Here is a 21,012-nt window from a genome sequence, read left to right on the forward strand (position 1 = left end):
TTTATCAACCTTATGAACTTATCCCACTTTAAAACTGAGTCATTTCCCAAAGCCATTAAAACGCTTTTTGCTGAGCTCAATATTCCTATAAATCCCATTTCTGAAGATGTATTCCCAGTTGAGGCTACTTTTCCATCATATAAGGCCAGTAATCCTGCTCATGCTCTTATTGATGAATTGTATGCTATTGGTACAGTTGACGATCAGGCTTTTAAGGGTGTTAGGAATATAGAGGAGTCTGAACTCGAAAACGAGGATTATGAATTCATCATGATTTTTGGCATAAAACTCAAAGATAGCCAGCACCCTACCCGAGGTCAATTGGCTGAGATTACCCGACTGGCAAATGCTTCTTTTAACAATGAACAAAAAGGTAATCCTGTTACTGTAATATACCGATATGGAGATGAAATAGCTTTAGCTAATACCGAACGCCAGACTCGAAATAGTTCAGATTATCGCCAGGGTGAAAAACTTGGGAAAGTGAGTTTGTTGAGAGATGTGAAACTTGGAAATACACACACTGGTCATTTAATGCTATTGAAAGAATTGAAATCGACTCCTAAAGTCATAGATTTCAAAAGTCTTTATCAGCATTGGCAAGTAACATTTAGTGTAAGCTTACTCAACAAGAAATTCTACGGAGAACTTCAAAACTGGTATTTCTGGGCGTTGCAAGAAGTGAATTTTCCTAATCCTCCACTAAGGATTGATTTTAGCTCTGACAGTGGTTGTGATGAAGCACTCAAGGAACACAAAGGTAAAAACGTGATTCGTTTGCTCACTCGAATTTTGTTCATATGGTTTATTAAAGAAAAAGGGCTGATTCCGGAAGAAATTTTCGATGAGAAAGTAATTGCCGATAGAATAATAAATGAGTTTGTGTCACAAAAACCCGAACGTTTGTTTTTGACAGGCAAACAGAATAGTAAATATTATAGGGCTATTCTCCAAAACTTGTTTTTGCTACTCTAAATCAACCGTGCAAACAGCGAGATTTTAGAGCTGATGGAAAACATCAAAATGTTACGCAATTGATGCGTTATAAATCCTACTTTAAAGATCCTGAGTATTTTGTTGAACTAATGGAAGCCAAGGTGCCATTTATGAATGGAGGCCTTTTTGAGTGCTTAGACAAACCCCACGAAACGCTCAAAGGCAAACAAGGAGGCGATAGGATAATCTATGTAGATGGTTTTTCCGACAGAGGGGACAATGACTTACTTGTGCCAGACTTTTTGTTTTTTGATGCCGATGAAGAGGTAGATTTAAGTAAAGATTATGGGAATACTAAGTATAAGAAATCAAAAACCCGAGGCTTAATAACTATCCTAAAATCCTATAAATTTACAATAACAGAAAACACACCTATTGACGAGGAGGTTGCCCTAGACCCCGAGTTACTTGGTAAAGTTTTCGAAAACTTATTGGCGAGTTATAATCCGGAAACTAAAACTACAGCCCGAAAACAAACTGGTAGTTTTTATACACCTAGGGAGATTGTTGATTATATGGTAGATGAAAGTCTGATTGGATATTTGAAAACAAATCTTACACTTGAAGCCGAAGATCTTGACGAAAAGTTGCATCAGCTTGTGTCATACAGCGGAATTAATCCTTTTGAAAATGACGAATCGACACCAAAGGCTATAATCAGAGCACTTGATAAATGCACGATACTTGACCCCGCATGTGGCTCTGGAGCCTATCCAATGGGTATTTTGCAGAAAATGGTACATATACTGCATAAAATTGATCCGAAAAATACTGAATGGAAAAACCGACAGTTGCGAAGGGTTGATAATGCCATTACGGAACTTGAGCAGTTAGATGATACCAGCCTCAGAGAAAGTACTATACGAGAGCTAGAAGCCCAAAAAGCAGATATTGAAGAATCGTTTGCTAATAATGAACTTGATTATGGACGAAAACTCTATTTGATAGAGAATTGCATTTTTGGAGTGGATATACAGCCCATTGCTACGCAAATATCAAAGCTACGTTTTTTTATAAGCTTAGTTGTCGACCAAAAAGTAGAGACTGCCAAAGATAACTTTGGGGTGCGGCCACTACCCAACCTCGAAACAAAGTTTGTGGCAGCCAATACACTCATTGGAATAGAAAAGCCACAAAAAAAAGGAGATTTTTTTGGTTCTTTGTTTGATAAAAACGAGGTGCAAAAACTTGAAAAAGACCTCAAAAAAGTACGTCAACGTCTTTTTTCTGCCAAATCACCCTCTCAAAAACGAACACTTCGTGAACAAGATAAAGCTTTGCGTGCTGAAATGGGAGATTTACTAGAGGAAGAGTATGGTAATGCCACCGCCCGACAACTCGCCAACTGGGACCCCTACGACCAAAACACTAGCAGCCCGTTTTTGATAAAGAATGGATGTTTGATATCCGGGAGGGTTTTGATATTGTGATAGGTAATCCACCGTATGTATTAGTTCAAAGTCTTAGTATTGATGACGACCTTAAAAAAGCTTACAATTCTTATACAGTTGCTCAATATAAAACGGATTTATATCATTTATTTATACAAAAATCAATTGATTTATCAGCATCAAATTCTGGAATTCTCTCTTTTATAACTCCAAATACATTTTTAAAAAAACAAACACGATTCTAAACTAAGAAAATATATTATTGAAAAAACCAACGCAGAAATATTTATACTATTTTATCAACAAGTATTTGAAAATGCTTCAGTGGACAATGTTATATTTCAAATTTCAAAGAACAAGTTAGAAGATTCTAAAATCAAAGTAATTGAGATTAAAACATTAAATTTTGAAAATGATTTAAGAACAAGTTTCAAATATTTCAAAAATAAAGATATTGCTTCGCCAGAATATAAATTTAATTTTGATAGTAATACGGAGGATGAAAAAATTATTGAAAAAATCGAAAATAACTCATGGGTTTTAAAAGAAATTGGAAGGTCATATTTTGGTATTCAAACACATGATAGAAATACATATGTTTCAAAAAATAAATTATCTGCAACTCATTATCCTGTAATTGATGGGGCAAATGTAAAAAGGTACGAACTTTCAGAAAGTGGTGACTTTATTGATTTCAGAAAGGAAAGTATAAAAAGTGGTGGAAATCCAACTGTTTATCAAATAGATAGAATTGTTGTAAGACAAATAGGTGAGTTTCCGTATGGTTCTATTTGTCAACCCAACCTTTACACTTTAAATACAATTTATAATATATTTTTATCAACTGAAAATGTATCTCTCAAATATGTTTTAGCTATAATAAATTCAAAAATTACCGCATTTTACTGGAAAAAACTATTCTATGATAACAAAGTAACTTTTCCGAAAATTAAAAAAGACTCATTAGAATCAATTCGCATTCCCAAACTCTCCCCAGAATTTCAAGAACCTTTAATAGATTTAGTAGATAAAATATTGTCTGGTAAAAAGGCCGGCGAAGACACACAGGCCTGGGAAGATGAAATTGACCTGCGGGTATATAAACTTCATGAACTTACTCACGCCGAGGTATTGGTTATTGATCCGGGATTTGGTATGAGTGAAGAGGAGTATGAGGGGGTAATGTTTTAAGATGCATTCTTCAACTATAATTAAAAATCAACAATGAAATTTAGAAATAGCAAATCAGAAGAAAACGACTTTGAGATCATCATCGAAAAAGAATATCTTTAAATAAACTACTCGACGAAGAAGTGTATGAGGTTGGATATCTTGAAGGCAATAAAGATTTTATACTTGCTCATTACACAGGCTTTAGTGGTTGGGAATCTTTGGCATTAATAAATTCTTGGGGGGAGGTGTGCTTTAAAGGTATCTACAGTGTTGAGTCATACAATAAGAAAAAAGGACATATATTGATAACCGTACAACCTGATGCCCTGAGTGATGAATTGGTGGCTTATCATGGGCTTAATAGGGCTGGAAACTTATTTTGGAGTGATCGATTTAGCGGGTAGAGTGGTTGGAGGTTTTCAGAGAGAAAGAATAAAGTTTTAAATTTGTAATTAAAATATTTGTATGTTTTAAAATAATTATAGCCTTTATGAACTGAGAATCTTAGCAAAAACAACTGTGGTCACTATTTTAGGTAATTATAAAAATAATATAATTCAGAATTTTATAATAGCTGATTTGAATCGTTCTAATAATTTGCAAATAATGTTCAAATGATTAAATATGCTGAAAATATAGTCTCAATAACACAAGATTATCACTGTGATCTTGAAAACGCTACACCGATGACAGTGGAGCATGTATTAGGTTGGGTGGCTCAATTTGATGGAAGTGATCAGGAATTTATATTGTCAGAATTAAGCCATTTATTCAGTCAAGGTATTTATGTTTCCAGAGAAAAGGCTAAAAAATCCATGGTTGACTTAATGCCTTTTTTAGCAAAAAAATTACAATATGAGTCAGTAGAACAGTTCTTAAACGAATCAAATTTTATTCGGATTCAAAAAGAGGGTAAAAGTCAGGACATATTATTGCAACTACTAAATGAGGTCTTAGAGGAAAGTTATGGTAGAAGTTTGGCATCATGCGGTGTAATGGGAGTCAAAAACTATATTTATATTGACGACATATTAGCTACTGGTAAGACTTTTGTAAGTAATATTGAAGAGTTACTCAAAGATGAGGAGTTGAAGGTAAAGTTGATAAACGGCCATTTAAAAATTACATCGTTTTTCTTTGCAGCCCACTCTTGGGGATTAAACAATTCAAGGTATATTTTAAAAATGAAATTTGAACAAGATTTATTTCTTAATAAAAAAGGATTCCCAGTCTCATTTTATTATTTAATAGAAAACAACTTAAGTGATTTCAACCAAAAATTGAATTTGTTTATTCCAACAAATACATCAGATGTGGAACATGAGCATTATTTAAATACTCTAACTGGTTATGCGACTAATCATAAGAATAAAGCTTACAGATCTATATATTCTCCTCCTATTGAAACTTTTTTTTCATCTAAAGAGAACAGAATTCGATTAGAAACTATATTTTTGGACAAGGGAATAGAAATTATTTCAAGAATAAGAGAAGAATCAAAGCAAAAAAATCATCGACCTTTGGGTAAAACTTACCCAAGTTATCATACATTTGGTACAGGAACGATGTTTTTCACTTGGAGAAATATCAGTAATACATGTCCCATCGTTTTATGGTGGGATGTGCCTTCACACAATTGGAAACCACTTTTTAAAGTTCATAAAAGAGGCATCAATTAAACAACCTAATTTACAAAATGGAAAAAGAATTTACGAGCCGAAAGAAGTTATTTCCTTCAGAAAACCACTGAAGCCTTTGGTGGATTGTCAAACATGGCATCTGGTTTTGGTTTGTTTGTCAATGATATAATTGTCCCATCATCTGAGCATTTGTATCAGGCCATGCGTTTTCCGCTTTTCCTGATATTCAGCATGAGATTATCTCTCAAGAAAATGCTATGCTAGCAAAAAAAGTAAGTAATAAGTATAAAGATAAATACACCCGCCCCGATTGGGAAGCAATAAAAATGAAAGTAATGCGGTGGGTTTTGGAGGTAAAATTGGCTCAAAACTGGGATAACTTTAGTAAAGTACTTCGTGAGACCGAGGACAAGGCAATTGTAGAATATTCTAAGGAAGATAAAATTTGGGGAGCTAGTCCTGTAAATGGAAAATTGGAAGGTGTCAATGCCTTAGGACGATTATTGATGGAATTACGTCAAAAATATATTCACTCTAGTCACAAAATCTATTGTGTTGAACCTCTAAATGTATCAGCTTTTCTTTTATACAACAGACCCATTGAGGTGGTATGTGATTCTGATAAATTTGCCGATTTCGAACAACTCGAGGTAGATTTTGAGTTAGCTTAAATATTAACCGTGCCCCACAGAACCTGGCTTTTGTGCTGCACGTAAAAATTTTTCAATAAACCGGGCTTGCCCCGGTTTTTTTGTTTTAAAAGAGTTATACTTGATTCAACATTCGCTGAATCTAATTCAAAATATAATTTACTTGATTAGACATTCGTCAAATCTAATTCAACATATAATTTACTTGATTCAACATTCACTGAATCTAATTTGATATATGTTTTACTTGATTCGGTATATGTCAAATCTAATTCAACATATAATTTACTTGATTCAACATTCACTGAATCTTATTGGATATATGTTTTACTTGATTCAGTATATGTCAAATCTTATTTGAAATGTTTTTGCTTTGTAACGCATGTTTGTTGGCTTATAAAAAACATCTCTTGCTTTGTAATGCATGTTTGTTGGCTTACAAAAAACATCTCTTGCTTTGTAACGCATGTTTGTTGGCTTACAAAAAACATCTGTTGCTTTGTAATGGATGTTTGTTGGCTTATAAAAAACATCTTTTGCTTTGTAACGCATGTTTGTTGGCTTACAAAAAACATCTTTTGCTTTGTAACGCATGTTTGTTGGCTTACAAAAAACGCTTTTGCATTTACTTGAATACTTTTTTTGAAGTATTTAAGCGTTCCGGTCAATGAAGTTTCTAAAACTAAATGTAATAATACCAGCTTTTAATATCCGGCTTTTGTGCTGAAATAAAAATTATAAGAAAGTCTCAGGCTTGCCCCGCCTTTTTTGTTTTCCAGCCTTGTTTTTTTACTTTTACAAACAAAACCATTTTCAATGCGAATACTATTTACCGGAGGATCAGGAAAGGCGGGGAGGCATGTGGTGCCTTATTTGTTGGAGCAGGGGCATCAGGTGCTCAATGTGGATCTTACGCCATTGCATCACCCGGGGGTAGATAATCAGATTGCCGACATCACCGACTCCGGGCAGATGTTTAATGCGATGAGTTCCTACACAGGCCTGCATGAGTTGGAGGGCGGCAAGGGCATACCTAAGTTTGATGCCGTGGTACATTTTGCGGCAGTTCCTCGGATCCTCATCAAGCCCGACAACGAGACTTTCAGAGTCAATACCATGGGTACTTACAATGTGATTGAGGCTGCGGTGAAGCTGGGCATCCGGAAGATCATCATCGCTTCGTCGGAGACTACCTACGGTATCTGTTTTGCAGATGGCCTCACCGACCCCAAAGTATTACCGCTCGAAGAAGACTATGACGTGGACCCCATGGACAGCTATGGCTTGTCAAAAGTAGTCAACGAAAAAACCGCCAGGAGCTTTCAGCTTCGCTCGGGTTATGATATTTATGCCCTGCGTATTGGCAATGTGATTGAGCCGCACGAATATCAGGAGCTGTTTCCGCATTTTTTCAAACACCCGGAAGTACGCCGCCGCAATGCGTTTTGTTATATCGATGCCCGTGACCTGGGGCAGATCGTGGACCTTTGTCTGAAAAATGACGGTCTGGGTTATCAGGTTTTCAATGCCGGCAACGACCATAACGGTGCCATCCTGACCAACAAGGAATTGCTCGAAAGGTTTTTCCCCAATGTACCGCTTAGCAGAGAGCTGGATGAATACGAGGCCCTTTTCTCCAACCGCAAGATCCGGGAAATGCTGGGCTTCAAAGAGCAGCACAACTGGAGGAAATATGTAAGTGTGTAAGTTTCATGGGCCAAGTTAATGGGATCATTATAAATTTTGTTAAAACTCTCCAACAGGGTATTGCATCGCCTAAATCTCTTGCAGATTTGAGCAGCGTTTTTGCTCACAGCCCCCTCCCTCGACGTTAAATTCGGCGATATTGAAGTCACAGCCCCCTCCAATGAAGTCAAATTCGTCGAAATTGACATCAAATTACCCTCCTGTGACGTCAAATTCATGAAATTCAATGTTAAATTCGTCGAAATCGAAATCAAATTCGTCGAATTCGATGTTAAATTCGTGAAATTCAATGTTAAATTCGTGAAATTCAATGTTAAATTCGTCGAATTCAATGTTAAATTCGTGAAATTCGATGTTAAATTCGTGAAATTCAATGTTAAATTCGTCGAATTTGATGTTAAATTCTTCGAATTCGATGTTAATTTAGCACTTTACCCCTATACTAAGGGTAATTTAGCACAAGTCTTCAACTAATTATGTGTTAAATTGGTAAAACTTTCTGTTATTTATGTCTAATAATCAATAGTTTAGCTAATTCAAGTTTCAGGTTTCGTTACTGCCGTTTTTAATGCTTAAGAAAAGCCTCACCTATGATCAATTGGAACGGCATAGTAAACCGGGAATATATCTCACTTGGTCAATATTTTGGCTAATTGGCTCTAGAAAATACCAATTGACCTCTGATAAAAATGTAGCATTTGGATGGTTTTGGTAAGTAGCACTCAGGTACGGTTTCCTTGGTTGAGCTTTTATACATTGTCTTGCAGCTTTTACACTTTGTCATGCAGCTTTTTTACTTTGTCATAAAGCTTTTACACTTTGTCTTGCAGCTTTTTTACTTTGTCATGAAGCTTTTACACTTTGTCTTGAAGCTTTTTCACTTTGTCTTGCAGCTTTTACACTTTGTCATGCAGCTTTTACACTTTGTCTTGCAGCTTTTCACTTTGTCATGAAGCTTTTTCTCTTTGACATAAGATAAAATTAATTGTAAAAACATCCCCTCCAGATAGGGTAGGGCAGGCGGTTTTGGAGCCGGCATTTTGGAATTGTGCAGCATCACAACATACGCTTTGGAGGCAATGCAGAACCATAAAATCAATAAAAATTCACTGTTCATTTGCCAAATATAGCTCCATAACCAACTCTTTAAAACGATACCTTGGCTCCGATACCTACAAACTTATTGGGCCTTAGCAGCTAAAAACAACCGGACTTTAAACACAAATCTGCACCCAAGGCTTTGGCCTGATGATGAGCCTTACTCACTGATTAAAAATATATTAATATAATTTGAAATATAAAAACAGATAATTATATTTGATTCAGAAAAATAAGATTAACGAAAGACCAATCACTGCATGGAAAAATTTACGAAATACAACAATTATCTTAAAGTACACATTTTAAATATTTTATCAAATTCAGATAATAAAAACATAATAGATATCACCGAAACTGATAAAATGAGTTTCGGGAATATGCTTGTTGGTGGCTACCGAAAAATAACACGAACTCGACAATCCAACCTTGATAACAAAATCAAAAATCATAAAAAAATGAAACGACAGATTTTTACCCTACTTCTGATTTTTACTTTCATTTCCAATTTGGTATCCGCCCAAGATGAAAAAGACTGGGGAGAATGGCGAGTAACTAAATGTTTTAAAGGTATTCAGTTTAGAACAAGACCAATGGGGACAGAACCTGGCAAATATGGATATTCAAGATATATTCAGTTTAGAAATAATTATAACACAAAAGTTGCTTTTGGTTATACAGTTAAAGGATTTCAAAAAGAGCATGATGAGTATGTTCGGATGAACGGCTCTCAATATAGAACGGAACTTAAAGCAAACTCGACTGACGATGGACTTATGTGGTTTAGTTCAACTAATGCCAATGGACAGTATATTTCTTTAGGGTATCTTCGTTTTTTAGGGGCTGATGAAACTGACGCTTCAAAAACTTATGAAGGATGCGATGACAAAACAGCAATTTCATGCAATTCTTGCACTTACAAACCAACTTATTGGTGTTCAAATTATGACAAGTCAAAAGATAAATCAAGAGCCTAAAACAATAACTTCAAACTCATCAATATCACAAGAACAAGTAAAAAATTCAATAATTGAAGATTTGAAAATTAATTTAAACCAAAATATTAGATTTAATGATGGTTCTTTTGCTTCAATACTTATTAAAGAAATTACTCTAGTATCTAATAACTTGACTATCATAACTGAAAACAGTTATTTATCAAGTTCGAGAGGAGATGAATCATACCAGTTCACAACAAAAAAAGTAATTCCAATACATCTACTAAAAAGAAATGAAGATAATGGACTGGAATCATGCAAAATATGATAGATGGGGTGTAAAAAAATGATTATTTTGACAATTATTAACAGAAATGTAACACAAGAGATTTATGGTGGCAGGGAAAAAAATTTAGGGTGGCTCGAAGAAGCATATGAGAGAGAAGGGATGGTTGGCATTGAATACGTGAATGAAAATCCATCTAACTTTATACGATTTAAACAATTAATAAATCAATTAGGAAACGAAAACTCAACACAACCAATAAACAATAAGGCTGATGAAGAAAAAACGAAGGAGCAAGAAATGCAAAATAATGCGGTAAAATTAGATAAAGAGATGAAAAGTATTGGTAATTATCTTTCTCAACTACCAAAAGAGGAGCGTAAAGTTTTAATTGATAATGCGAATGATGTTCTTAGCACTGAGGTAAATAAGCAAAATGCATTAAGTAAATTAATTAATTTGAAAAAGAAAATTGAAACTATAAGTTTTAGTAGTTTTACTGATGAGTACATTAACCAAAATATTCAATATTATCAAAACCTTTTTAAAATTAAAGGAATTACAGTAATTGTTTCACATAACAATGAACATGGATATTATTGGTTGGATGCTTCGATAAATCTTGGATATGAATTAAATAAAGATTTATATCTAGAAATTATGAATTCAAGTCCATATCCCGATTTAAATAGCATTTTAGCTACAAAGTTTGGAATAACATGGACTGATTGGTCAAAAAAAATAAAACCGAAATAAATCTAATTTGAGAGCGATATTAAAAATCTTCTTTGTTCAAATAAATAAGCAGTAGATAACAACTATAGCTTTGTTGGGCAAGCTATAATGCGACATTGTAGAATTTAGAATGAATAATGGCTGGCGGCTAGACCCCGCCTTTGATATCCTTCTAACAAACGATAAGCCGAGATAGTATAGATAAAACATATTGCCATGGATGGAGGACGAAGAAACAATCGGCAAGCCACCAACATAGTATTTATAAAAAAGGGGGCGGACGGAAGTAATTGAACATCAGTACATTAATAAACATTTTCACTATCGGACGGAATACTATGAAGCAGTTGGAAGTAACTCAACTTTGGAACAAAACCCAGCACCAGTTACGGGCGGACGAGTTCCAAATTCCCCCTTCTTCATAAATACTTGTACGTTATGCCTAATGCCAAGAGACTACGAACCGACAATGAACAGACAGACAAAACAGATGACACAAAACCAACGAATCATAAAATTAAAAGAGGTGCAAGCCAACGCTCAAAGCTAACGCTTTTGCACCAAATTTAATTTTACCCCAACTCACCCAAGCCCCATAGATAATAATTATACAAACTGAAATAGATGCAATTAATAAAAAGCAACCCTATCGTACAGTTGGTCTTCTTGTTGGAGCAACAGCAAAAGAACAAGTACGCCAAATAAAGCGACTGAACCAATTTATTGACGCAGAACAAGAGCCAGAAGATGATTTTAGTTTTCCTGCACTTGGGAAAATTGTTAGAACAGTTGACAACGTATCAGAATCGGCTTCTAAACTAAACCTTGATAGCGACAAAATGAACGCTTCTTTGTTTTGGTTTTATAATGGCAAACCAATCACCGATGAACCTGCATTTGATGCTTTGAAAGATGCTGATATAGACCAAGCTATAAATATTTGGTCGAAACTCACTACAACAGAAGATGTAACCCAACGAAATGCCTCTGCCCATAGTAATTTGGGAACACTTTATTTAAGCCAAAATACAAATGAAGATGTTTTAGAAAAAGGTATTTCATTAAAGTTGAAATTTCTTGAAAGTGATTTTATTAAAGACTTCAAAGCATTAGCAACTGATGAAACTTATAAAACTACAAAGAAGGAATTACAACTTATTTTTCTAAATCTAATTCAAACGGAAATAGAAAAAAGTGGTGGAGTAACTTCAAATAAATTTCTTGAAATACTATCAAAACAAACATTTTCTGCAAAAGAAGATTTTTTAAAAGGATTTTTTCAAAAACCTATTGAACAAATTGAAAAACAAATTGAAGAAACAAGAAAAAAACAAAAAGCTAATCCAGCAAAAGCAGGAGATTATGGAAATGAATTAATTAAAAACACTAAGCCATTATTAACCTCTATAATTTCAATCCTTGGCAAATCCGATATTAAAGTAATTTCAATTTCAGATAAAATTGCAAATGAAATTTTGCAATGTGGAATATCATTATTTAACCATTTTCACGATACAGGCACAGAAGTAGGTGAAATTGCATTAGACTTAAATAAAAAGCGAAAAGTATTGCTCTTGGAAGTGTCGTAAAAGAAAGAATATATGAAAGCATTCCAGTTGTTGAAAGATATGTTGCTGATAGACCAGAAAGAGAAAGTCAAGCTAAAATAATTGTTGATTTTGAGGCTTTAAAAAGATTAATTGATGAATTTGAAAATAAAAGTGAAACCATTGAAAATGCGAAACAATTATTAGCAAGTGCAAGACCCTATTTAAATAATGTAAAAAATATTTTAGGTAGCAATGAAGAAATTTATTTAGGAATAAGTTCACGAATTGCATCAGATGCACAAGGAATGTGTGTTTCTGAAATCAATAAGCTGCAAGAAGTATTCAGCAATTTATATGATAATTCAACAAAATTTACAGCCTTGATTTTACTAAAACAAAAAGTAAATGAAGCTTTTGATGTTACTACTACGATTGGTAATATGGACTTACGACAAGATTTTAGAAGTAGATATACAGCAAATCGAAACTCATTATCAAGTCTAAAAACTCAACTTGCAAATTTTAATACAGGTTCAAGTAATGGTTCAAGTGGAAGTGGTGGTGGATGTTATATTGCTACAATGGCTTACGGGAATTATGACCACCCACAAGTTATGATTTTAAGACAATTTAGAGATGATGTATTAAGTAAATCGCAATTTGGCAAATGGTTTATCAAAAAATATTATTTCTATTCACCAAAATTGGTTGAGAAATTAAAAAATAAAGCAGCAGTAAATTCTTTAATTCGTAAAGGATTAAATCAAATAATAAAATTCATAAAATAATGAAGAAAGCAATATTACCAATACTCATATTATCAACTTTTTTGGCAACTGCCCAAAACAAAAACATTGACTTTGAAAAAGAAATGAAACCTCTGCACGACAAGGTAAAATCTTTGCAATCGGAAAATAGAATCCTTACAAAAAAAGTAAATGCACTTTCAACCGAAATTGAAATTAACAAACTTTCACTTGACAGTTTGCGAATCCAAACAGAAGAAAACAGTAAAAATTTAGGTTTGAAAATTTCATCAACTGAAAAAAAAACAAATCAAAAAATTTCTGCCGTTGATGAATCACTTGGTAAAATATCACTTTACGGAATTATCGGGGTGCTTTCAGCAATTTTACTTTCAGGGCTTTTGTATTGGTTTTTGCGTAAAAGACAACAAACCGACAAAACCGATTTTATTGACCAATTAAGCAAAACAAAATCTTCAATTGAAGAAAGTTTGGTAAAAGAATTTGGAAAACAAACCGATTTGATGGACGCTCAATTACATTTAATTGAACAACAAAAACAACTTTACAAGCAACGCCAACCGCAGAACCTGACCACTCTTTGGCATTGAAAGTGGCAAGTGAAATCAATCTTATTGAAAGAAATATAAATTTGATGGATGTAAAAACCAAAGGCTTAAAACAATTACAAGCATCAGTAGGCAAACTAAAAGACAATCTTTCTGCCAATGGATATGAAATGCCCGAACTATTAGGCAAACAATTTCATCAGGGAATGAAAGTAATTGTTGCCAGTTCAATTCCAGAAGAAAACCTTGAAAAAGATTCTGAAATAATTTCCAAAGTCTTAATTCCACAAGTAAATTACAACGACAAAATGATTCAAACAGCCCAAATTGAAGTATCAAAGGCTAATAAAAAAAAAATATTCACAAATGAGAAATAAAATAGATTACGGCATTGATTTAGGAACTACCAATTCGGCAATTGCAAGAATGGAAAATGGTGTACCAACCATTAAAAAGTCAGACACATTAAAAGATACAATTCCTTCTTGCATACACTTTAATAGAAGGCAGGATATTCTAGTCGGAGACACTGCTTTCAATGTATTGAAAAATGATAATGCAAGGGCCATTAAAAACTTTTGAAAAAGGAAAACTAACACATTCACAGAGTTTAAAAGAACAATCCGTACTACACATTCTTATGAATGTTCCAATATGAATAAAAGTTTTTCATCAGAAGAATTGTCTTCTGAAATTTTGAAAAAACTAAAATCATTTGTGCAGGATGAAAATATTTCCTCAATAGTAATTACTGTTCCTGCAAAGTTTCTGAATCCTCAAAACGAAGCCACAATGCAAGCAGCAAAACTTGCAGGTTTTAAACATATTGAACTATTACAAGAACCAGTGGCTGCCGCCACTGCTTATGGTCTTGGTTCAAAAAGTAAAGACGGCTTTTGGTTGGTGTTCGATTTTGGTGGAGGAACTTTTGATGCCGCTTTGATTAAAGCAGAAGAAGGCATTCTAGCTGTAAAAGATACTGATGGCGATAATTGGCTTGGAGGTAAAAATTTAGACGAAGCAATTGTTGACCAAATTATTATTCCAAATCTTGCAGAAAATTTTGCAATTAAAGCGTTTTAGAAGATTCAGAAAAAAGAATTATTAAGAAATGCTGTTAAATTTTATGCAGAAGAGGCAAAGATTCAATTATCATTCAAAGACACTCACCATATTTTATCACAATTAGGAGATTTGCCATTTGAAGATGAAAATGGAGATGAACCAGAAATTGATGTAGAAGTAACTCAAAAAGATATGGAAAATGTGGTTGCCCCTATTTTCCAAAAAGCAATTGATATTTCAAAAGAATTATTGAAACGAAACAATTTAAAAGGTGCTGACCTTGGTGCATTAATTCTTGTTGGCGGTCCAACTTATTCGCCAATTTTACGAAGAATGCTTAAAGAGCAAATCACTGATAAAGTTGATACTTCTGTTGACCCAATGACAGTAGTTGCTAAAGGTGCGGCTTTATTTGCTTCTACAATTTCAGTATCAGACGAAGTAAAAGAAACAACAAGAGATAAAACCAAACTTCAATTGGACTTAAAATATGAAGCCACTTCGGTAGAGTTGGACGAAATGGTAAATTTAAAAGTCTTGAAAGAAAAAACAACAGGTACTTTTCCTGATAAAATTTATGCCGATGTAGTTCGTTTTGATGGAGCTTGGTCGAGTGGCAAAAAACTAATTGGAGAAAAAGCAACCATTTTAGATGTGCTTTTAGTTGAAGGTCGTTCTAATTCGTTTGAAATAAATGTATATGACGAAGCAGGTAATAAATTAGACTGTCAACCAAATCAATTTAGTATTTTACAAGGAATTAGTGGACTTGATGGAATGCAAGTTTTACCATATCATATTGGAATTGGCAAATATTTTCATACGGAAAAAAAAGATTTATTTAAATCAGTTCCAGGTTTGAGAAAAAATAAACCAGTACAAATGGAATGGGGTAATTAAATGGCTTAAAAACAAGAAGTGCCATAAGACCGGGTATGATAAAAGATATTATTCGCATTCCAATTTATCAAGGAGATTTTAACGCAGAGGGTACAAATCCAGTTCTAAATAATTTCATTACCGAGGTAATAATTACAGGCGAAAGTTTACCTGCCTTATTACCTGAAGGAAGTGATGTAGAAATCACCATTAAAATTGATAGTTCGCAAATAATGAAGTTTATTGCTTACTTCCCTTTATTAAATCACACGGAAGAATTAGAAGTAGATGTTAAACTAAAGAGCCGCCGACAGAAGAACTTTTGACAAAAGAAATAGCAAAAGCTAAACGAACAGCTCAAAAAGTAAGTGCTGATGATGTTTCAGAAAAATTAGAAGCTCTTGAAGAACAATTAGAAAATGAAAAAGGAAGTGCTGATGGAAAAATGAAAATTCTTGATGGACTACGTAAAGAATTATTGAAATTGGATAGTGTAGAAAAAACTGCCGAATGGCCTAAGGTAGAGGAAGAGTTGAAAGAAACTTTTTATGATTTTGAAGATTTAATAAAAAAGATTAAAGCCAATGGCGATGATGAAAATATGAATTTGGATAAAGAGGAAGCACATATTCAAGAATACAAAAAAACTATTGAGCAAATTATTAAAGAAAAGAACATAAAAGAAGCGAAACATTTAATAAGTGAAATTGGGTCATTAGATTTTGAAATTCGTAATGCAGTTACAGGTAATGCAATAGACATAAACTTTTTAAAACAAATTGATGGTGATTTCAATACCTACAATTGGAAAGACAAAAACAAAGCAAGACAATTAGTAAATCAAGGTTTGCAATTAGCCACAGCAGGCAATACAACAGCAATTAGACCAATTTTGGTTCAAATAATTGGCTTAATGCATGATAATGAAAAACCAAAAGATACATTAGGTTAATCCTTAAACTTTTACCTTTTAAATGGAGAATATAAAACAAGGCATATTACCAAAGAACTTTTCAGTAAATGAGAAGTATTCTGTTATGCTTTTTATTAAGCAAGGGAGCAATGCCGAAACATACAGAGTAAAAGGGAAAGACGGAAAACTGTACTTTCTTAAACTATTCAATTATGCAAAACTGCATCGTTCTGCATTTGATAGCGAACATAATTTATTAGAAATTGAATTTTTAAAATCAATTGATAATCCAAACATTGTTACATACAAAGACAGTGGCGAATTAATTTTTGAAACTAAAAAGTATGGCTTTTTAGTTTTGAACTTTATTGCAGGCGAAACATTAGCAGAACATATTACAAGGGAACCAATTTCATCACTTTACGATTTAAAGCAAATTGTTACAGGTATTTTGAACGGATTAAATTATTTACATAGTTTACCAGATCCAATAGTTCACAATGAAATTACGCCACAAAATATAATGTTGGATTTGTCAGGAGACATTCCACAAGCAAAAATTATTGATTTTGGTTTTGCAAGGTCATTTCATCAATCTTCAAAATCCTTTTCAAAAGATGGTTTAAACTTGAATTATGTAGCTTCTGAATGTTTTAATAATTTTTATTCTCCTCAATCTGATTTGTATTCTGTAGGTGCTGTAATGTATAATTTGCTTTTCGGGATGTCACCTTGGTTTAAAGACATTTCAAAATTTAAAGCAGACAGAACAAAAACCGAAGATATTATATTAGAAGAACGCCAAAAGAAACTTTCATTTTTAAAAGTTTCAAATGATATTGTGGACTTTGAAGAATCTTTTTTAAACATAATTAAAAAATCATTGCAAAACGACCCTGAAAATCGCTTTCAATCTGCTAATGAATTTTTACAGGCAATCAATGGGGAAATAAAAGTTGAAGATGTGGACACTATCCAAAAAGTAAAATCTGACGATAAACCGTTAACGAAAATTCAAAGTCACAAAGCAAACGGTAAAGGGTTTGATGCAATTGCAGGAATGAACGAACTGAAAGCACAATTGAAATTAGATGTAATTGATGCATTGTATAATCCCGAAGAATATGAAAAATATGGTGTAACAATTCCAAACGGTATGCTTTTGTATGGTCCACCAGGTTGTGGCAAAACATTTTTTGCAAAACATTTTGCCGAAGAAGTAGGCTTTAATTTTATGTTGGCAACACCTTCCACACTTAAAAGTAGGTTCGTAAATGCAACACAAGAAAACATTGCAAAGATGTTTGAAGAAGCAGAAAAAAATGCACCTACAATAATTTTCATAGATGAAATAAATGAGCTTTTGCCAAATCGTGATAGCGATGCACATGAAATGTCGAAGAGTGCAGTAAATGAAATGTTGGCACAAATGGATAGAACCGGAGAAAAAGGAATATTTATAATTGGTGCTACCAATTATCCTGATATGATAGACCCAGCAATGTTAAGAGCAGGGCGTTTAGATAAGAAATTTTACTTGCCACCACCCGACTTTGAAGCAAGAAAAGGAATGTTTGAAATGTATTTAAAAAATAGACCTTTGGACTTCGGAATTGATTACGACAACCTTGCAACTTTAACTAATAACTATGTTTCAGCAGATATTGAATTTCTTGTAAATGAAGCATCTCGTTTGGCATTAAAGGAGAAGTCAAGAATCGGTATGACAATTTTAGAAAACACTATCAAAATAACTAAACCATCTGTACCAATACAGGAATTAGAAAAATACGAAAGAGTAAGAGCAAAAATGAACTTTGAAAATACCGAAGATAAAAACGAAAGAAGACCAATTGGTTTTAATACAAACAGAAAATAAATTAAAAAAATGGAACATATAACATTTGACAAACTGTTATTAAAAACGGCTTTTTGCTGTATGGCATCTGACGGAAATATTGATAATCGAGAAATCACATTGATAAAATCAATGTGTGAAAAATCTTCATTGTTTGATGATTTTAATTTTCAAGAAGAGATCAATAGACTTGTTACAAAAATTAACACGAATGGGAAAGAATTTATTACTTACTATTTTGATTTGCTAAAAGCAAACTCATTGACAGAAAAGGAAGAATTAACACTAATTGACTTTGCAATACAGACAATTAAAGCAGACGAACAAATAAAATATTCTGAAATTAAATTTTTCAAAAACATTCGACACAGATTAAAAATAAGTGATGAAAAAGTTTTGGCAATCTATCCTGACATTGAGCAATTTTTAGAAGAAGATATCATAACTGAATCATTTTTAGACAAAATAACCAATCAATATTTAGATTTGGCAGAACTGCCAACATTTGAACATATTAATTTAGATATAACCGAATAGCCAATGCTTTTGGTAGCACATTTGCATTTTTGCCAAGGCACAAAACCAACTCTAAAAAAATGCAAAAGAGCTACACACCACGACACGACAAACATAGATGAAATGAACAGACAAATAAAGGCACTAAGGCATAACAGGGGTTTGAACATGGGGGCAGAAGTGGTAAATTCGACATTTGTACTTCTATTTAGCTTTTGTGGTTTAACGAACATTTGTGCTTCTAATCTCCTACTGCGTCAAACCCCAAACCGTTGGTGGCATCCGTAAGAAAAACTCTACTAGTTTACAATTCAAATTACTCATATAATCAAATTCGACTAAACATGAAAAATCTATCTTTTATCTTATTTCTATTGACAAGTTATATTTCAATCGCCCAATCTGCAAAAAAGGCATATAAACAAATAGAAAATAGCCCGAACATAAACGACTTTACAAATTATTTGGAAAAATATCCTGATTCAAAATATTCACTAATTGTTACTACTAAGCAACAATGTTTACGAAGAAATATCGATTGGGAAAATGCCTCAAAAACTAACACAATTGTAGGATATAGTCAATTTTTAGAAAAATATGAAAACTTGAATTTGGAATGCTCAATTGAAAATTGGAATGTCGAATGTCCTAATCAAACAAACCAAGCTAAAAACAACAAATACTGTTTGACTCATATAAGCGACTGGAAACTTACAAGTAGGGCTGACGACATATCTCACTATAATGAATTTTGCAAAAAATACGAAAACCCTCTCTATAATTGTGATGGAAGCATTGTGAAAAATATTGAATATTCAAGAAAGAAGATTTCTTGCCTTCAAGAAATTTCAGACTGGCGAATTGCCAAACTTGGTGATGATAGTACAAGTTATGCTACATATCTAATTAAATATGAGACAAAACTACTTGAATTGTGTGCATCAAAAGTAACATCAAACGTGGAATATGCTAAAAGCAGCCTTTTACAAATTGAAGAAAATAAGATGTGGATTTCTACAAAAAAACAAAATTCTATTGCAGAGTTTTCTAATTTTATCAGCAAGTACCCAAATAGCACTTTTTCAAAAATAGCAATGGCTGAAATAGAAAATATTAAAAATTGGAAAATTGCTAAAAATGCTAACTCTCATAAATATCTTAGCGATTATCTTATAACACACGCTAATTCTCAATTTGCCGACAGTGCAAAAGTACGCTTGGAAATAATAGAAAAAAGTGATTGGAGGAAGGCATTAAAAATACATACTTACAAAGGGTACAGTGATTTTCAAAAGAAATATCCAAATGGATTTTATTATAATAAAGCAGAAGACCAAATCGTGGAAATGGAAATTCAGAAAGCTAAAAAGCAATCACCACTTTCAAACTGGTTACCAATGGAAATTTTTGATTCAAAGGAAAGAGATAAAGAATTTAGTAGTATTTCTATGAAAAACAACACTGACTATACCATTTATATAGTCCTTAGTGGCGTTGATAAAAAAAGGCTAAAAATTAAATCAAAAGAAAATGCAACTTTCAAGGTGAGAAATGGTCAATACACACTTTCTGCATCTGTGATAGGAATAAGTAACGTTAAGCCTTTTTGGGGGGAAGAAAAATTTGTTGGATTTGAATATTCTTCAACTTGGAAAATTCAGACAGAGATAGATAAAATGTATGAAAATATGTTTCGTAATTTAGAAGTACCAGATATGCAAAAAATCAATCCTATTAAAAAACATGAAAAATAAAACAGTAATTTGGTGGATAGGCTACATTTTCATTGTAATACTTTCGTTTTTCTTAGTCTACGGTTTTATCAAAAAACTTGTTGGTAATTCATTCTTAACAATGTTAATTTTCTTTGGTTGGATGTATGCCCTTGACACTATTTGGTCATTGATTTTAGGTTTTTCACCTCGGAATAAAAAATAGTTTTCTTTAAAATTTCAAACTGTTTAAACACATCAAGATTTCAAATACTAAAAAAATCACCATAGATAAAATTAGGCTTTTTCTTAAAAGTATTGTACAAATGTCAAAATTATTGAAAAAGACAACTCATTAATTGTTAAGAAGGACACTGTTCTTGCAAAAATAGCTTGTCTTGGTTCAGACGATATAGAAATTAAAGGCAGTCCAAATTTTCAAAATGCCATAATCATGGCAATTCACGCTGGAATTGGCGTAACTTAGGGTGTTTTTATCTTAGGTTTTATTTCGGCAATGCTTGGTGGTGGACTGGTTTACATAATAAAAGGCTCTAAAATAAAGGCACTTGAACAACAAATCATTGACT

The 21,012-nt window shown here is 33.0% G+C and carries 20 protein-coding genes and 1 pseudogene; 20 read left to right on the plus strand and 1 reads right to left on the minus strand.

All coding sequences use genetic code 11. From position 1 onward, the window contains the following. The first annotated feature begins 12 nt into the window (after positions 1 to 12). The 7 genes from IPP61_11820 to IPP61_11850 all read left to right on the plus strand — a co-directional run bounded on the left by IPP61_11820 (position 13) and on the right by IPP61_11850 (position 5,871). Positions 13 to 975 (plus strand): hypothetical protein, encoded by a 963-nt coding sequence (locus IPP61_11820; protein MBL0325851.1) that lies wholly within the window; start codon positions 13 to 15, stop codon positions 973 to 975. Positions 976 to 1,037: 62 nt separating this feature from the next. Continuing rightward, positions 1,038 to 2,426 carry a hypothetical protein gene (locus IPP61_11825; protein ID MBL0325852.1) on the plus strand — a complete coding sequence of 463 codons (1,389 nt, stop codon included), beginning with the start codon at positions 1,038 to 1,040 and terminating at the stop codon, positions 2,424 to 2,426. After that, complete coding sequence (locus IPP61_11830; GenBank protein MBL0325853.1) at positions 2,393 to 2,632, plus strand: Eco57I restriction-modification methylase domain-containing protein; 240 nt, start codon at positions 2,393 to 2,395, stop codon at positions 2,630 to 2,632. The genes IPP61_11825 and IPP61_11830 overlap by 34 nt, the downstream gene beginning before the upstream one ends. Positions 2,633 to 2,711: 79 nt before the next feature. Further along, complete coding sequence (locus IPP61_11835; protein ID MBL0325854.1) at positions 2,712 to 3,578, plus strand: hypothetical protein; 867 nt, start codon at positions 2,712 to 2,714, stop codon at positions 3,576 to 3,578. 122 nt (positions 3,579 to 3,700) lie between these two features. Then, positions 3,701 to 3,964 (plus strand): hypothetical protein, encoded by a 264-nt coding sequence (locus tag IPP61_11840; GenBank protein ID MBL0325855.1) that lies wholly within the window; start codon positions 3,701 to 3,703, stop codon positions 3,962 to 3,964. A 210-nt stretch (positions 3,965 to 4,174) separates the two neighbouring features. Continuing rightward, a complete protein-coding gene (locus IPP61_11845; GenBank protein MBL0325856.1) occupies positions 4,175 to 5,239 on the plus strand; it encodes a hypothetical protein in 1,065 nt (354 codons plus the stop codon). Between the two features lie 218 nt (positions 5,240 to 5,457). Then, on the plus strand, positions 5,458 to 5,871 hold the full coding sequence (locus IPP61_11850; protein MBL0325857.1) for an NADAR family protein: 414 nt from the start codon (positions 5,458 to 5,460) through the stop codon (positions 5,869 to 5,871). Positions 5,872 to 6,186: 315 nt separating this feature from the next. On the opposite strand, the gene IPP61_11855 is transcribed toward IPP61_11850, so the two are convergent. After that, a complete protein-coding gene (locus IPP61_11855) occupies positions 6,187 to 6,444 on the minus strand; it encodes a hypothetical protein (protein ID MBL0325858.1) in 258 nt (85 codons plus the stop codon). Positions 6,445 to 6,666: 222 nt separating this feature from the next. Between IPP61_11855 and IPP61_11860 the strand changes: the two genes are divergently transcribed. The 13 genes and pseudogenes from IPP61_11860 (at position 6,667) to IPP61_11920 (ending at position 20,464) form a co-directional block, all read left to right on the plus strand. Beyond that, entirely contained in the window at positions 6,667 to 7,557 is an 891-nt protein-coding gene (locus IPP61_11860; protein ID MBL0325859.1) for an NAD(P)-dependent oxidoreductase, read from the plus strand. Positions 7,558 to 8,915: 1,358 nt separating this feature from the next. Next, the gene (locus IPP61_11865; protein MBL0325860.1) at positions 8,916 to 9,632 is read left to right on the plus strand and encodes a hypothetical protein; all 717 of its coding nucleotides are present in this window, start codon (positions 8,916 to 8,918) and stop codon (positions 9,630 to 9,632) included. After that, a complete protein-coding gene (locus tag IPP61_11870) occupies positions 9,601 to 9,921 on the plus strand; it encodes a hypothetical protein (protein ID MBL0325861.1) in 321 nt (106 codons plus the stop codon). Before IPP61_11865 ends, IPP61_11870 begins: the two co-directional genes overlap by 32 nt. Before the next feature lie 18 nt (positions 9,922 to 9,939). Beyond that, complete coding sequence (locus IPP61_11875) at positions 9,940 to 10,635, plus strand: hypothetical protein (GenBank protein ID MBL0325862.1); 696 nt, start codon at positions 9,940 to 9,942, stop codon at positions 10,633 to 10,635. Positions 10,636 to 11,453: 818 nt separating this feature from the next. Continuing rightward, positions 11,454 to 12,203, plus strand: a complete 750-nt coding sequence (locus IPP61_11880) for a hypothetical protein (GenBank protein MBL0325863.1) — start codon at positions 11,454 to 11,456, stop codon at positions 12,201 to 12,203. A 266-nt stretch (positions 12,204 to 12,469) separates the two neighbouring features. Further along, entirely contained in the window at positions 12,470 to 12,952 is a 483-nt protein-coding gene (locus tag IPP61_11885) for a hypothetical protein (GenBank protein ID MBL0325864.1), read from the plus strand. Next, on the plus strand, positions 12,952 to 13,521 hold the full coding sequence (locus tag IPP61_11890; GenBank protein ID MBL0325865.1) for a hypothetical protein: 570 nt from the start codon (positions 12,952 to 12,954) through the stop codon (positions 13,519 to 13,521). The genes IPP61_11885 and IPP61_11890 overlap by 1 nt, the downstream gene beginning before the upstream one ends. 2 nt (positions 13,522 to 13,523) lie before the next feature. Further along, positions 13,524 to 13,856, plus strand: a complete 333-nt coding sequence (locus tag IPP61_11895; protein ID MBL0325866.1) for a hypothetical protein — start codon at positions 13,524 to 13,526, stop codon at positions 13,854 to 13,856. Next, positions 13,846 to 16,375: pseudogene (locus IPP61_11900) on the plus strand (Hsp70 family protein). The gene IPP61_11895 and the pseudogene IPP61_11900 overlap by 11 nt, the downstream one beginning before the upstream one ends. Positions 16,376 to 16,397: 22 nt before the next feature. After that, a complete protein-coding gene (locus IPP61_11905; protein MBL0325867.1) occupies positions 16,398 to 18,215 on the plus strand; it encodes an AAA family ATPase in 1,818 nt (605 codons plus the stop codon). A gap of 9 nt (positions 18,216 to 18,224) precedes the next feature. Beyond that, complete coding sequence (locus tag IPP61_11910; GenBank protein ID MBL0325868.1) at positions 18,225 to 18,731, plus strand: TerB family tellurite resistance protein; 507 nt, start codon at positions 18,225 to 18,227, stop codon at positions 18,729 to 18,731. Positions 18,732 to 18,833: 102 nt separating this feature from the next. Further along, a complete protein-coding gene (locus IPP61_11915) occupies positions 18,834 to 18,998 on the plus strand; it encodes a hypothetical protein (GenBank protein MBL0325869.1) in 165 nt (54 codons plus the stop codon). A 56-nt stretch (positions 18,999 to 19,054) separates the two neighbouring features. Continuing rightward, positions 19,055 to 20,464 carry a hypothetical protein gene (locus tag IPP61_11920; protein ID MBL0325870.1) on the plus strand — a complete coding sequence of 470 codons (1,410 nt, stop codon included), beginning with the start codon at positions 19,055 to 19,057 and terminating at the stop codon, positions 20,462 to 20,464. Positions 20,465 to 21,012: the final 548 nt, after the last annotated feature.

It is taken from the genome of Cytophagaceae bacterium (assembly GCA_016722655.1).
Lineage (GTDB): Bacteria > Bacteroidota > Bacteroidia > Cytophagales > Spirosomataceae > Leadbetterella.

Coding starts and splice junctions, on each gene's coding strand:
- IPP61_11880 (MBL0325863.1), top strand. CDS start 11,454: ATGAACGCTTCTTTGTTTTGGTTTTATAATGGCAAACCAATCACCGAT.
- IPP61_11910 (MBL0325868.1), top strand. CDS start 18,225: ATGGAACATATAACATTTGACAAACTGTTATTAAAAACGGCTTTTTGC.
- IPP61_11860 (MBL0325859.1), top strand. CDS start 6,667: ATGCGAATACTATTTACCGGAGGATCAGGAAAGGCGGGGAGGCATGTG.
- IPP61_11875 (MBL0325862.1), top strand. CDS start 9,940: ATGATTATTTTGACAATTATTAACAGAAATGTAACACAAGAGATTTAT.
- IPP61_11830 (MBL0325853.1), top strand. CDS start 2,393: ATGTTTGATATCCGGGAGGGTTTTGATATTGTGATAGGTAATCCACCG.
- IPP61_11890 (MBL0325865.1), top strand. CDS start 12,952: ATGAAGAAAGCAATATTACCAATACTCATATTATCAACTTTTTTGGCA.
- IPP61_11915 (MBL0325869.1), top strand. CDS start 18,834: ATGAACAGACAAATAAAGGCACTAAGGCATAACAGGGGTTTGAACATG.
- IPP61_11825 (MBL0325852.1), top strand. CDS start 1,038: ATGCGTTATAAATCCTACTTTAAAGATCCTGAGTATTTTGTTGAACTA.
- IPP61_11855 (MBL0325858.1), bottom strand. CDS start 6,444: ATGCGTTACAAAGCAAAAGATGTTTTTTGTAAGCCAACAAACATGCGT.
- IPP61_11870 (MBL0325861.1), top strand. CDS start 9,601: ATGACAAGTCAAAAGATAAATCAAGAGCCTAAAACAATAACTTCAAAC.
- IPP61_11845 (MBL0325856.1), top strand. CDS start 4,175: ATGATTAAATATGCTGAAAATATAGTCTCAATAACACAAGATTATCAC.
- IPP61_11885 (MBL0325864.1), top strand. CDS start 12,470: ATGTGTGTTTCTGAAATCAATAAGCTGCAAGAAGTATTCAGCAATTTA.
- IPP61_11865 (MBL0325860.1), top strand. CDS start 8,916: ATGGAAAAATTTACGAAATACAACAATTATCTTAAAGTACACATTTTA.
- IPP61_11920 (MBL0325870.1), top strand. CDS start 19,055: ATGAAAAATCTATCTTTTATCTTATTTCTATTGACAAGTTATATTTCA.
- IPP61_11850 (MBL0325857.1), top strand. CDS start 5,458: ATGCTAGCAAAAAAAGTAAGTAATAAGTATAAAGATAAATACACCCGC.
- IPP61_11905 (MBL0325867.1), top strand. CDS start 16,398: ATGGAGAATATAAAACAAGGCATATTACCAAAGAACTTTTCAGTAAAT.
- IPP61_11820 (MBL0325851.1), top strand. CDS start 13: ATGAACTTATCCCACTTTAAAACTGAGTCATTTCCCAAAGCCATTAAA.